This is a genomic window from Ardenticatena maritima (assembly GCF_001306175.1).
Classification (GTDB): Bacteria; Chloroflexota; Anaerolineae; order Ardenticatenales; family Ardenticatenaceae; genus Ardenticatena; species Ardenticatena maritima.
In genome coordinates this window covers 706,906-719,249 of sequence record NZ_LGKN01000003.1, presented here as the reverse complement: position 1 = coordinate 719,249, position 12,344 = coordinate 706,906, and the positions used below count along the sequence as shown (strand labels likewise).

General features: G+C 59.0%; 12 protein-coding genes. 5 read left to right on the top strand and 7 right to left on the bottom strand.

The features are described from left to right. Nucleotides 1–2 precede the first annotated feature (2 nt). The 4 genes from SE16_RS03180 to SE16_RS03165 all read right to left on the bottom strand — a co-directional run bounded on the left by SE16_RS03180 (nt 3) and on the right by SE16_RS03165 (nt 3,621). On the bottom strand, nt 3–1,535 hold the full coding sequence (locus tag SE16_RS03180) for a phytoene desaturase family protein (RefSeq protein WP_054494105.1): 1,533 nt from the start codon (nt 1,533–1,535) through the stop codon (nt 3–5). Beyond that, a complete protein-coding gene (locus tag SE16_RS03175) occupies nt 1,532–2,071 on the bottom strand; it encodes an SRPBCC family protein (RefSeq protein WP_060687192.1) in 540 nt (179 codons plus the stop codon). The genes SE16_RS03180 and SE16_RS03175 overlap by 4 nt, the downstream gene beginning before the upstream one ends. An 8-nt stretch (nt 2,072–2,079) precedes the next feature. Next, nucleotides 2,080–3,000 carry a TIGR01777 family oxidoreductase gene (locus SE16_RS03170; protein WP_054492040.1) on the bottom strand — a complete coding sequence of 307 codons (921 nt, stop codon included), beginning with the start codon at nt 2,998–3,000 and terminating at the stop codon, nt 2,080–2,082. Between the two features lie 153 nt (nt 3,001–3,153). Next, on the bottom strand, nt 3,154–3,621 hold the full coding sequence (locus SE16_RS03165) for a c-type cytochrome (RefSeq protein WP_054492039.1): 468 nt from the start codon (nt 3,619–3,621) through the stop codon (nt 3,154–3,156). Nucleotides 3,622–3,819: 198 nt separating this feature from the next. Here SE16_RS03165 and SE16_RS03160 point away from each other — a divergent pair, with 198 nt between their 5' ends. Next, on the top strand, nt 3,820–5,781 hold the full coding sequence (locus tag SE16_RS03160; RefSeq protein ID WP_054492038.1) for a cellulase family glycosylhydrolase: 1,962 nt from the start codon (nt 3,820–3,822) through the stop codon (nt 5,779–5,781). A gap of 68 nt (nt 5,782–5,849) precedes the next feature. On the opposite strand, the gene SE16_RS03155 is transcribed toward SE16_RS03160, so the two are convergent. Beyond that, entirely contained in the window at nt 5,850–6,581 is a 732-nt protein-coding gene (locus SE16_RS03155; RefSeq protein ID WP_054492037.1) for a hypothetical protein, read from the bottom strand. A gap of 316 nt (nt 6,582–6,897) precedes the next feature. After that, the gene (locus SE16_RS03150; RefSeq protein ID WP_054492036.1) at nt 6,898–8,220 is read right to left on the bottom strand and encodes a thymidine phosphorylase; all 1,323 of its coding nucleotides are present in this window, start codon (nt 8,218–8,220) and stop codon (nt 6,898–6,900) included. 183 nt (nt 8,221–8,403) lie between these two features. Between SE16_RS03150 and lipA the strand changes: the two genes are divergently transcribed. From lipA to SE16_RS03130, 4 genes are read left to right on the top strand one after another with little or no spacing between them, the layout of a single operon-like run. Beyond that, the gene (gene lipA / locus SE16_RS03145) at nt 8,404–9,336 is read left to right on the top strand and encodes a lipoyl synthase (protein WP_054492035.1); all 933 of its coding nucleotides are present in this window, start codon (nt 8,404–8,406) and stop codon (nt 9,334–9,336) included. 55 nt (nt 9,337–9,391) lie between these two features. Further along, entirely contained in the window at nt 9,392–10,417 is a 1,026-nt protein-coding gene (pdhA, locus tag SE16_RS03140; RefSeq protein ID WP_054492034.1) for a pyruvate dehydrogenase (acetyl-transferring) E1 component subunit alpha, read from the top strand. A gap of 48 nt (nt 10,418–10,465) precedes the next feature. Further along, nucleotides 10,466–11,437, top strand: coding sequence for an alpha-ketoacid dehydrogenase subunit beta (locus SE16_RS03135; RefSeq protein WP_054492033.1), 972 nt, complete (start codon nt 10,466–10,468; stop codon nt 11,435–11,437). Beyond that, complete coding sequence (locus SE16_RS03130) at nt 11,437–11,685, top strand: 4Fe-4S dicluster domain-containing protein (protein WP_054492032.1); 249 nt, start codon at nt 11,437–11,439, stop codon at nt 11,683–11,685. The genes SE16_RS03135 and SE16_RS03130 overlap by 1 nt, the downstream gene beginning before the upstream one ends. Before the next feature lie 91 nt (nt 11,686–11,776). Here the strand turns inward: SE16_RS03130 and SE16_RS03125 are convergent, their stop codons facing one another. Beyond that, a complete protein-coding gene (locus SE16_RS03125) occupies nt 11,777–12,307 on the bottom strand; it encodes a hypothetical protein (protein WP_054492031.1) in 531 nt (176 codons plus the stop codon). Between the last annotated feature and the right edge of the window lie 37 nt (nt 12,308–12,344).

The following is a 12,344-nucleotide window of genomic DNA, read 5'->3' as shown; positions in this document are numbered from 1 at the left end:
ATTCACCTCGTTGGTTGTGATGAGAGCAGCATGTGTGTGTGCACTGTGATACCGCATTCCGCCAGAATGGTTTCGGCGACGCGCCACCCACCAAGCGCCACAGCCGGAACGGATTGCCCCGGAAAGATGCTGTCGCCCACCAGCCAAAGCCCCGCCGCCAGTTTGGGACGCCAGCCGCGCCACAGATTCGTTTGCGGCCACCCGCCAACCCACCCGTGAAAGCGCCGCGTGAAGCGCTGGAACGTGATGGGCGTGCCGGGCAACAGAATCTCGATGGCGTCGCGTAGACCCGGGATGAGCCGATTGGCGGTGTTGAGCAAGCGTTCGGTGTACGCGGCTTTGCGCGCCTCATACGCGGTTTCGTCACGTTGGGCGAGTTGCCACCAGGGTTCAAGCGCCGTGTGGGTGCTGATGGTGATCGCCCGTTTGCCTGCGGGGGCGCGTGTCGTGTCCCACGCGGGGCTGATGGAAAGAAACATCGAGCGCCCTTCGCCCAACGGTTCGCCACTCACTATTTGATGGTGCAGGGTTTCCAGTGGGGGGATGACCGCTTCGTCCACCCCTACGTAGAGCATGAACGCCCCCCAGCCGTCGCGCGGTTGTGGCGGCAAGCGGCGCAACCGGTGCGGCATTTCTTCCTCTGCAAGCATGCGCCGCACGTTCCACGGTGGCACGTTGAACACAACATGCCTGGCGCGCACTACCATACCCCGATGTGTGCGAACATGCCAGCCGCGTGGCGTTCTGTGGACGTGTTCCACCGTGTGGCGCGTGGAGAGTTCGCCGCCGAATTGGCGCAAGGCGTTCGCCAATGTTTCGGCGACCGTGCCTACGCCGCGTGGCAGGTGCCCGGTTCCAATTCGCGCCAGGTCGAGGGCGGCGGCGCCAAAGAGCGCGTTGGCGTGCCTTGATGTGGTTTGTGCGCTAATCAGGAGTTGCGCATCCACCAGCAAGCGGTGCAAAGCGGGCGAACCATGCAGACGTGCGGCGACCGTGCCGAACGCATCTTGAAGCAGTGTGCGCCATCGTGCAGGCGGTATTGTCTGCACCCACTTGGGCGCTATCTGCGCCAAACGCGCCCATTCGTGCGGTGTTGCGGGCGGCCATGGTGGATGATACTGCGCCAGCGCCCAGACGGTATCGGCGGTGGCGGTTTGCCATTCCCAAAACGGGCGTACCGCATCGCCGAAGTGGTGCGTGAGTTCATCCAGCCAGGCGTCGGGGGCGTTCCAGCGTAGGAGCGGGGGGCGCTGTGGCAGATGAACCGCCATGGCGGCGGTATCCAGATGCACAGGCCACGTGATACCCAGGCGTTTGCCCAGCATATCGAGCGGAGCGCCCGGCGCAAACCCGCCCACGAGCGTTGCGCCCGCGTCGAAGCGGTAGCCGCGATGGTAGAACGTGCCCGCACACCCACCGACGTACACATGCGCTTCCAGCAGCGCCACACGCAGCCCGGCTTGCGCCAGCAGTGCGGCGGTCGTCAAGCCGCCAACGCCGCCGCCTACCACCACCACGTCGTACGTGTCATTCATGAGCGCACCTTCCTCAGGAGTATGCTCAGTATGGCGGCGCTGAGCAGGCTCACCCCAAAGAGCGTGGCGAAGATGGTGCGTGCGGGCAAGGGGTTCGCTGCGAGCGCCTGTTGCGTCGCCCAGGCGCGATACTGGAAGAGCAGCGGTTGCCCCCACCAGATGAGCCGCCCCACAAGCGCCCAAAAAGGATGGCTGTGGAACGCCGCCTCGATGGTGTCGCGGACGCGCGTGGTGTGGGCGTCAATCGGCTCGAAGGTGTGGCGGTGTATCCATTGCCGAAAAGGTCCACGCACTTGTTCGTCGGTGAATCCCCGCGGCCCAACATGGCGGTGGCGCGCGACCCAGCGCACTGGCAAGGGACCTAGCCAGAGCGTAAATTCCGTGGTGGAGCCGTCGGCAAGCGGTTCGGCGTGGTGAACTTGCACAGGCAACAGCGGCGGCGTCAGGCGGCGGAAGGCGTCGGGGGCGTAGTGGAACGCCGCCACCTGTTCGAGTGGCGCATGAACGATGAATGTGTGTTCAAAACGGTGTGTCATGCAGCCCCTCACGCCTGCTTGGAGAGCAAATCGCGCAAAGCCTGTTCCACCTCTTCAAATGTGAACGAAAAGCCGGCGTCGAGCAGGCGTTGCGGCACAGCGCGTTGCCCATCCAGCAAAACCGTCGCCATTTCGCCAAAGAGCAGTTTCAGCGCCAAAGTGGGAACAGGCATAAATGCAGGACGGCGCAGGACGCGCCCTAAGGCTTTGGTAAATTCGGCGTTGGTCACGGGGTTGGGGGCTGTCAGGTTATAGGGACCGTGGGCATCCTCGTGCTCGATGAGGAAGCGGATGGCGCGCACTTCATCGCGGATGTGAATCCACGGGAACCACTGACGCCCACTCCCAAGCGGTCCACCCAACCCGAATTTGAAAGGCGGCAACATGCGCGGCAGTGCCCCGCCTTCGGTGCTCAGCACAACCCCTGTGCGCAGAATGGGGCGACGCACGCCGTGCGCTTCTACCGCAGCGGTTGATTGCTCCCATGCGACGCAGACGTCGGCAAGAAAGTCATTGCCGGGCGGGTGGTCTTCGGTGATGATGTCATCGCCGCAGGGACCGTAGTAGCCCACAGCAGACGCCTGTACCACCACGCGTGGTTTGCGTGCGGCGGCTTCCACCGCTTGCACCACAGCGTGCCCCGCATCGAGACGGCTTTGGCGAATGCGCCGCTTGCGTTCCGCCGTCCAGCGTCCGCCGGCGATGTTTTCACCCGCCAGGTTGACAATGGCGTCTGCACCGTCGGCGAGCGCCCCCCATCCTTCGGCGGTGCGTCCATCCCACCGCTCGGCTCGCACCCCCTGGGGCAGGCGTCCGGTGTAGCGTTCCGGCGTGCGTGAGAGGATGATGACGTCGTGCCCATCGCGCGCCAGGTCGGCGGCGAGTGCGCGACCAATCAAACCTGTGCCACCCGTAATCAGGATACGCATGGATGGTACTCCTTTCGTTGGCTAATTTCAGAAACAAACGGCGAAAAACTCTCTCGCCTTGTTTTCAATTATGGGGGGCGTGCGCCGAAAAGCAAGACAAAAAAATGGCAGGCTTTCAAAGCCTGCCATGTGAAGAGACAAAAGAAGAAGTGATTATTCTTCGATGGAGCGAATGTAGGCGACGATATCGTACAAATCCTGGTCGGTGAGCGACGGGTTGCCGCCTTTGGGCGGCATGGCGACACCGGTCGTGTTGGCGGGGTCGCTCGTGTCACGCCCTTTCTTGATGAATTCGACCAGTTCGTCATCGCTCAGCCCTTTCACGAATTCGCTGGAGCGCAGGTTCTTACCCAATCCTTGAATCCCGCGCGCATCAGGGCCGTGGCATGCCGCGCACGATTGCGCAAACAATTCTTCACCCTTCTTGGGGTCGCCTTGCATGGCGCCGGCGCTTTCGTTTTGCGTTGTGCTTTCTTCGGATGTCGCTTCTTGGGAGGTTGTTTCTTCCGTCGTGGATTGGCTTTCACTTGTTGAAGATGTACTACTGCCACCGCCGCAAGCGGCCAGAGCGAGCATCAACAGAAGCAGCATGGTGAACAAAAGAGTCTGTCGAATACGCATGAGATTCTCCTCCTGAATCGAGTTTGTGTTGCGTTGTCAGTGTACGCGCACGGGCCTCGTGGTTCTTTGCGCTGGCGCAAAGATTGTGAGAATTGGCACAAGAAAACAGTGTAAAAGTGAACCACGTGTTTGGCAAGAGGGAGTGTCATCGATACAGTATGATTTCTGTCATATCAAAATAATCACAGAAAGAGAAGTATGGCTCGAATTCGATTTTTGGTTGTTCTTCTGGCGCTGCTGATGAGCGCATGCCGTAGCGAAGTGGCGTCATCCCCGCCCACCGTGCTCCCACCGACGGCGAGCCCATCCCCTACGCCATCCCCGCCTGCACCGTTTACGCTACTTTTTTCGTCCGACCGCGATGGCGCTGGTGGTGTTTATGCACTTGATGCCGCCAATGGAGAACCGCGCCTCATTTTTACGGATGCGGCGGGGGTATGGGATCCCACGCCGTCGCCTGATGGTCGCCGTCTCATTCTCACCGATTACAGCCGTGAGAACGGCGATTTGGTGCTCATGACGCGCGAGGGGCTTTTGATAAGCCGCTTGACGACGCACCCCGCTGATGAGTATTGGCCGGCGTGGTCGCCTGATGGGCGATGGGTGGCGTTTGTTTCCGAGCGTGACGATGGGCAAGACCTCTACCTGCTTGATGTGCCGGCTTGCCTGGGCGGGGCGTGCCGCCCGCAACGGTTGACCGCCGACAGCCCGTTGTGGCGGCACCGCTATCCCGCGTGGTCGCCCGATGGAACGCTCGTTTTTGCCGGCTTGGGGCACGACGGACTGGAAGAACTCTATCGCCTGGATGTCGCCACAGGAGCGATGACGCCGTTGACCGCATGGCCGTTCAAAGCCTCGCAACCGGCGGTGGCGTCCGATGGCACCATCGCCGCAATTGTCTGGCAAGAAGCGCCCACCTACTCGTTGGCGCTCATCCCACCTGAGGGGGGGACGCCGCGCCTGCTCTTCACGTCGGCGGCGTGGTTGGGCGCTCCCGCCTGGACGCCGGACGGTCGGGCGGTGCTCTTCACCATGTGGAACGGTGCGAGCCATGACATTTACCTGCTGCCGCGCGAGGGGGGCGTTCCCCAACAGTTGACAACCGCCTGGGCGTGGGATGATACGCCCGTGGCGGTTTCGGGGGGAATCGCCATCCCCGTTGAACGCTCTGCGGAACCGTTGCCGCCGCCCACGCGCCGCGTGATGTGGGGGGCAAACGTTGCCGACCTGAGCAACGCCTATCTCCTGCACGATTTGGGCTTTACGTGGGTCAAAGGGTTTGCCGACTGGAACCGCGCCGAGCCGGAGCAGGGCGTGTTTGTCTGGCGGGATATCGAAAACACGGTGCAGGCGGCTGAACGGGCGGGCTTGCGGTTGTTATTGCGTGTGCACAATACGCCAGAGTGGGCGCGCCCGGCGGAAACGCCGCCCAATACGCCCCCGACTGACATGGCGCACGTCGCCGACTTCATGACGACGCTGGCAACGCGCTATGGGGTGCGGGTGGCGGCATACGAAATCTGGAATGAGCCCAATTTGGCGTTTGAGTGGGGCAATCAATGGCCTGAACCGGCACGCTACGCCGACATGGTGCGGCAGGCGCAACAAGGCTTGCAGCGGGCGCAAAGCGATGCGCTGCTGGTCGCGGGGGCGGTTGCGGTGAGCGGCGATGGAAGCGACCTTGCGGTGGGCGATTTGGACTTTCTGCGGGCGTTTTACGCGGCTGGGGCGCGTGGCACATTCGACCGGCTGAGCACGCACCCCTACGGCTTTGGGCAGCCGCCACAGTTGCCGCCTGAGATGGGGTTGGGGCTTCGGCGGGCGGAAGAGGCGCGCGCCTTGATGGAAGCCATGGGAGATGCGGAAACCCCCATGTGGCTGACCGAGATGGGGTGGGTGCTGGATGCGCCCGCCTGGGATTTGGGCGAACATGAGCATGGGGTTGTGCCGCGTGATGTGCAAGCGCGCTACTGGTGCGATGCGATTGCTTTCATTGACCGCGCATGGCCTTGGGCTGAGGCGGCTTTCCTCTTCAACCTGGATTTTAGCGTTGTTCCCTGGTATCCCGCGGGGGAACAGATGCGTTGGTACGCCTTGCTCAACCCCGACCGTTCGCCGCGCCCGGCGTATAGCGCCATTCGGCGCTGCATGCGAGAATGACGCCCGGGTTGCACACGCCAAAAAGCCCCGCTCTGTTCAAGAGCGGGGCTTTTGAGGGGGAGAATGGCTTACGATGTGAGGCGGCGACGATAGGCCAGAAGCGTGCCGCTTGCCAGAAGCAGAACCAGCGCGATGGCTGTTGAGCGGCTGGGGGGCGCGGTGGTTGTCGCTTCTACGCTTGTGCTCTCGAACGAATCCAGTTGCACAGCGGTTGGGTTGCACGAGGCGTTATCCGGCGCGACAGGACCATCAATAGGACCACGTTCAAACGTGCGTCCGGCTTTCACCAGCGCCGAGGCTGTGCCGTTTTGCACTATACCGCCATCTGTGCGTTCCAGTGTGAAGATGAACAGGTGCGTTTGCCCTGTGCTGGGTCCACGTTGCAACACATCCCACTTGATGCCAATCGCCCCGGTGGAGCCGTCATAGCCTTCGCTGACTTCGTAGTCGCGTGCACGGCAAACAAAGGGCGACCCATCGCATTGGTCATCTGTCCCGATCATGTAGGTTGTGGGCGTCGTGATGGTGGCACCATCGGTAGGGGAAACAAGTTTGTAAGCCGCTGCACAATATTCCAGCACCCAATGGCTGATTTCGTTCTTTTCCACGGCTTCGATGCTGTCGGTGGGGGCGGATGGACGGGTAATGGCATAGACCCATGTCCCTTGTGAGCCGTTGGGGATAAATTCAACGAGTTGCACTTCGTACTCTTTCAGCGTGATGGGGGTGGCGTAGGCCGTCGCGCCGATGAAGAAAAGAATGGTGATCAAGAACAGGCTGATAAACGGAATGCGTTTCATGAGTCAGGCTCCTTGTCAGAGTATGATTTCCAAAATGAAGGATGCCCTTAGCCTATCAGACTGAGCCGCTTTTTTCATCGGCTAAGCCGACAAAGTGTCATAGAAAAAACGCCAGACATTTTGGGCGAAAAAGTGGGCTTATTTTGCAGGGAGTTGTTTCAATGACATCCAACAAAACACTATCGAACAAGGAGAGCAAAATAGGCGGAAAGTGCTATGGCAAATCAGGCGGTGTGGGTTTCGTGCAAGACCCCGCCGCGAAAACAAAAAACCTGCCAGGTCGCTCCTGGCAGGTTTTGAGAGTACGGCGCCGATTCTAGGCAGATGCGCGTGCTTGAATGGTATCGTAGAAAAGCGGCAATGGTTCCACCGGCGTATCTGACCAAGAGAGCGTCGCCAGCAGGCGCTCTTGAGTTGGAGCAATCTGCTCCTCTGTACGCGCCAGAATGGTGAAGAGCGGCTCACCACGCTCAACGAAATCGCCGACTTTGTGGTGGACCAACACGCCGACGGCGTGGTCAATGGGGTCGCCTTTCTTCTCGCGCCCCCCGCCCAGCAACACAACCGCCATGCCAACATCACGCGCCTTGATGCCGGCGATATAGCCCGCTTGGGGCGCTTGCACCACCGCCTTGATGGGGGCTTGTGGGAGAATGGTCGCGGGCGTTTCGACAACGCGCACATCACCGCCCTGCGCGGCAACCATCTGCTTGAACTTTTCCAGGGCTTTGCCTGTGCGCAAAAAGTCTTCCGCCAGCGCATAGGCGGCGTCAAACGTCTCCGCTTTCTCGCCCAGCAGGAGCATGTGAGCGGCAACGGTGAGACAGTGTTCGGTAAAATCGCGGGGTCCGTTGCCTTGCAGCGTTTCGATGGCTTCCTGCACTTCAACCGCGTTGCCGACGGCTGCGCCCAGCGGCTGGTTCATATCGCTGATGAGGGCGGTCATATCGCGCCCATTGCGTACCCCAATCTCCACCATCAGCGTTGCCAGTTCGCGCGCGGCTTCCAGCGTTTGCATGAACGCCCCATTGCCGACCTTCACATCCAGCACAATCGCGTCCGCCCCGCCGGCCAACTTTTTCGACATGATACTGCTGGCAATCAGAGGAATGCTGTCCACCGTGGCGGTTGCGTCGCGCAGAGCGTAGAGTTTGCCGTCGGCGGGAGCGAGGTCGGCGGTTTGCCCGGCAACAACCAGCCCAATCTCCGCCACCTGGCGCATGAATTCCTCATGTGTCAACCCCACGCGGAAACCGGGGATGCTTTCCAACTTGTCGAGCGTGCCGCCTGTGAAACTCAACCCGCGCCCGCTCATCTTGGCCACCGGCAACCCCGATGCCGCCACCAGCGGCCCAACCACGAGCGTGGTTTTATCGCCCACCCCGCCAGACGAATGCTTGTCCACCGTGCGCGGTGCGATATGGTGCAAATCGAGCACTGCCCCGCTGTGTGCCATGGCGCGCGTCAGCGTGGCTGTTTCGCGCGGCGTCATGCCACGGAAGAAAACCGCCATCGCCCATGCCGCAGCCTGATAGTCGGGGATAGTGTCGTCCGTGTAGTGCTGGATGAACCATTCAATTTCGGCGTCCGTCAATTCATGCCCATCACGTTTTTTGGCGATGATATCCACCGCTCGCATAGAGACCTCCTTGTCTTTTCGTTCACATCAAAACCGTCTTAGTCTAGTATGCAAAAAAGTCGTCAAAACCGAAATGCACCGCGCCAATTTGATATGCCGTTCGCTGCTGATATAATCCCCGCTGGTGCTTTTGAACGAACGCGCTCACCCCGTGCAATGGCGCACGATAGAAAGGAGACCCACATGGATATCAATGTGAAGTTCTTTGAGGAACTGCCTCCCATCGTCCCTGAACCCGGCAAACGAACGCGCAAGCCTCCCTGGTTGAAGGTGCGTGCGCCGGGCGGCACAAACTACCGTGATGTAGCGGCGCTCATGCGCCAGCACAAACTGCATACGGTGTGCGAAGAAGCACGTTGCCCCAACATCGGCGAATGTTGGGAGAATCGTACAGCCACGTTTATGCTCTTGGGTGATGTGTGTACGCGAGCGTGTCGTTTCTGCGCCGTCACCAAAGGGCGCCCGCAAACCCTCGATTGGGAAGAGCCGTTTCGTGTCGCCGAAGCCGTCAAGACGTTGGGGTTGCGCCACGCCGTGGTGACCAGCGTCAACCGGGATGATTTGCCCGATGGCGGCGCCATCATCTTCGCGCTCACCATTCGCGAAATTCGCAAGGCGCAACCCGGTTGTGGCATTGAAGTGCTCGTCCCGGATTTTGAGGGCAACCCTGAGGCTGTGCGTACCGTCGTTGAAGCCGCGCCCGACATCTACAACCACAACATCGAAACCGTGCCGCGTCTGTACCCGCGTGTGCGCCCCAAAGCCAAGTACCGCCAGAGCCTGCAAACGCTCGAATGGGCCAAGGCGTGGGGACCGTCGGGTATGCTTACCAAAAGCGGCCTCATGGTCGGGTTGGGCGAAACAATTGAAGAAGTCATCCAGGTCATGGCTGACCTGCGCGACAGCGGTGTTGACATTGTGACGATTGGGCAATACCTGCGCCCCAGCAATTGGCACTTGCCGATTAAGCGCTATGTGCGCCCTGAGGAGTTTGCCGAATTGAAGCGCATTGGCTTAGAAATGGGCTTCAAACATGTCGAAAGCGGCCCATTGGTGCGCAGCAGTTATCATGCCCATGAACAGAGTGCCGCCGCCGTCTGCCGCACGAGTGCATAACCTTCAGCCATCAGAAGAGGTGCCGGGAAAATTTTGAGAACAGGAAGGAGTGACCATGCCTCGAAAGACCAAAAAACAGGAAGTTGTTGTCCCCGCTTCGCTCGACGAAGCCCGTTTGCTGGCGATGTATCGCCAGATGGTGCTCATCCGCCGTATTGAAGAAGAAGCCGCCGAAGCCTATCAGCGTGGTTTGATTGGTGGGTTTTTGCACCTCTACATTGGCGAGGAAGCCACCGCCGTTGGTTCAATCAACGCCCTGCGTGATGACGACAACATCGTCGTGCACTACCGCGACCACGGACACGCGCTCGCGCGTGGCTGCACCGCCCGCGAAGTGATGGCGGAACTGATGGGGAAAGTCACCGGCCTTTCCAAGGGCAAAGGCGGCTCAATGCACATGGCCAAACGCGAACGCCGTTTGTGGGGGGGCTACGCCATTGTCGCCGCCCAATTGAGCCTCGCGGCAGGTATCGCTCTCGCCGACCAATACGCCGGCGAAGACCGCGTGACCATCTGCTATTTTGGCGACGGCGCGACGAACAACGGCTATTTCCACGAATCGCTCAACCTTTCGGCGGTCTGGAAATTGCCGGTGATTTGGGTTTGCGAAAACAACAATTACGGCATGGGCACGCGCGTTGACCGTGCGTCGGCCGTCACCGAAATGTACCGCAAAGCCTGCGCTTACGATATTCCCGCCGAACAGGTGGACGGGCAGAATGTGTTGGATGTGTTCGAGGTGACGCAACGCGCCGCCGAACATGTGCGCAGCGGCAACGGTCCCTACTTCATCGAAGCCCGCACCTACCGTTATCGTGGGCACTCCATGGGCGACCCCGAACGCTACCGCAGCAAGGAAGAAGTCGAAGAGTGGTTGAAGAACGACCCCATTCGGCGCTTTGCGAACATTCTGCTTTCGCTGGGTGTCGAACAGGAGCGCCTCGACGCTATTCATGCCGAAGTGGAAGAAGAAGTGCAAGACGCTGTGCGCTTCGCTGAAGAAAGTCCGGAGCCGCCGCTGGAAGTGCTTTATGAGGATGTCTATGCCAACCCACCGGCGGGCGACCCGTTCATCCTGTAAGTCCAGCCTGACAACCAAGACCACCTGTGGATTTGAGAGGGAGAGACAATGGCACAAATGACTTATCGTGACGCTGTGCGTCGCGCGTTGATCGAAGAAATGGAGCGCGATGAGCGCGTTTTCATCATGGGCGAAGAGGTTGGCGTGTGGGGCGGTACGTTCGCCGTCACACGTGGCATGTATGACATGTTTGGCGAAAAGCGCGTGCGCGACACGCCCATTAGCGAATTGGTGATTGCCGGTGCGGCTGTGGGCGCGGCGATGAACGGGTTGCGCCCCGTCGCCGAAATCATGACCTTCAACTTTGCCTTGTTGAGTCTGGACGCCATCATCAACCACGCGGCAAAAGTGCGCTACATGTTTGGCGGGCAATTCGATTGCCCCATGGTCTTGCGCACAACGTCCGGGTGGGGGCAACTCTCGGCGACCCACTCGCAAACGTTTGAAAACTACGTCGCGCATGTGCCCGGCCTCAAAGTCATCATGCCCGGCACCCCCGCCGACGCCTACGGGTTGCTCAAAGCCGCCATCCGCGACCCCGACCCGGTGATTTTCATCGAACACACCCACCTCTACCGCGTGCGTGGCGAAGTGCCTGATGAGGAAGTGGTGTTGCCGATTGGGCGTAGTGAAGTCAAACGCGAGGGGCGCGATGTGACCATCGTAGCCTACTCGCGCATGTTGCACGAAGCGCTCAAAGCCGCCGACGAATTGGCGAAAGAAGGTATCGAGTGCGAAGTGGTGGATATTCCCACGCTGCGCCCGCTGGATTTGCGTCCGGTTATCGAAAGTTTCAAGAAGACGTACCGCGCCGTCCTGGCAACCGAGCAATGGTTGGGGTATGGTGTGGATGCAGAAATTGCCGCCCAGATTTACGAACACGCTTTCGATTACCTGGACGCGCCCATCAAGCGCGTGACTGCGCCGCCTGTCCCGTTGCCCTACAACAAAAACCTTGAGTTGGCGGCGATGCCGGATAAAGAGGATATCAAGCGAGCGGTATTGGAGGTTTTGCGCTAATGGCCTATGTAATTTGCGAACCGTGCATAGGCGTCAAAGATGCCGCCTGTGTGGATGTCTGCCCGGTGGACTGCATTTACGAAGCCGAAGACCAGTACGTCATCCACCCGGACGAGTGTATTGACTGTGGCGCCTGCGAGCCGGTTTGCCCTGTGCAGGCCATTTTCTTCAAGGATGATGTGCCCGAAGAGTGGCACGATTTCATCGAGAAGAACCGACGCTTAGCCAGCGAGATAACGGGGCGGTAGGATTGCCATACCAAGCGCCGCACTTCACATAAGGAAGTGCGGCGCTGTTTTTTTTACCCTTTCATCTGACGAATAGGGGGATCTCAAAAAATTATGAAGTTGAAGTGGACGGAAGGTGCTTCTTGATAATCTCATCCATAAATCTTACAAATTCTTGATCAAATTGCTCTCCGCAGATTTGCCATGCACGTTGAAAGTTCTCTCTTTTTGCATAGTCTTCCATGTATTGGCGCCACCCCTCCCATTGACGTTGTTTTATCTCTGTGGATTGATCTGCATACAAAAGATAGGCACGTTCAAGAATAGAAATGAGAATCGAGAACGCGATTAGTTCTTTTTTTTGTGTTTCAAAATTAGGGGATGAGTTATTTGATGGAGACACATCTGTGAATTGGTGAATTTTTTCATCTGGAACGTCAAATATATCCAATTCAGGGTGTTGCAAACAAAGGTACAGAAATTCCAGATATTTGTTGTCTAATGCGTCATAGGTGCCGTACTCGCGGTCTCGTTGCTCTTTTTGAATCGCTCGTTTGTATTGCAAAATAGCGATTGGAAACCCCAAAAAGACTGTTGCGTTGGCTAAAAATTCTACAACACTTTTCCAAAATTCGAAGTTCATAAAAACCTCCTTGAAAATTCATTGTAAAGCATTGTTT

Coding starts and splice junctions, on each gene's coding strand:
- SE16_RS03130 (WP_054492032.1), top strand. CDS start 11,437: ATGGCCTATGTAATTTGCGAACCGTGCATAGGCGTCAAAGATGCCGCC.
- SE16_RS03160 (WP_054492038.1), top strand. CDS start 3,820: ATGGCTCGAATTCGATTTTTGGTTGTTCTTCTGGCGCTGCTGATGAGC.
- SE16_RS03175 (WP_060687192.1), bottom strand. CDS start 2,071: ATGACACACCGTTTTGAACACACATTCATCGTTCATGCGCCACTCGAA.
- SE16_RS03135 (WP_054492033.1), top strand. CDS start 10,466: ATGGCACAAATGACTTATCGTGACGCTGTGCGTCGCGCGTTGATCGAA.
- SE16_RS03125 (WP_054492031.1), bottom strand. CDS start 12,307: ATGAACTTCGAATTTTGGAAAAGTGTTGTAGAATTTTTAGCCAACGCA.
- SE16_RS03155 (WP_054492037.1), bottom strand. CDS start 6,581: ATGAAACGCATTCCGTTTATCAGCCTGTTCTTGATCACCATTCTTTTC.
- SE16_RS03170 (WP_054492040.1), bottom strand. CDS start 3,000: ATGCGTATCCTGATTACGGGTGGCACAGGTTTGATTGGTCGCGCACTC.
- pdhA (WP_054492034.1), top strand. CDS start 9,392: ATGCCTCGAAAGACCAAAAAACAGGAAGTTGTTGTCCCCGCTTCGCTC.
- SE16_RS03150 (WP_054492036.1), bottom strand. CDS start 8,220: ATGCGAGCGGTGGATATCATCGCCAAAAAACGTGATGGGCATGAATTG.
- lipA (WP_054492035.1), top strand. CDS start 8,404: ATGGATATCAATGTGAAGTTCTTTGAGGAACTGCCTCCCATCGTCCCT.
- SE16_RS03165 (WP_054492039.1), bottom strand. CDS start 3,621: ATGCGTATTCGACAGACTCTTTTGTTCACCATGCTGCTTCTGTTGATG.
- SE16_RS03180 (WP_054494105.1), bottom strand. CDS start 1,535: ATGAATGACACGTACGACGTGGTGGTGGTAGGCGGCGGCGTTGGCGGC.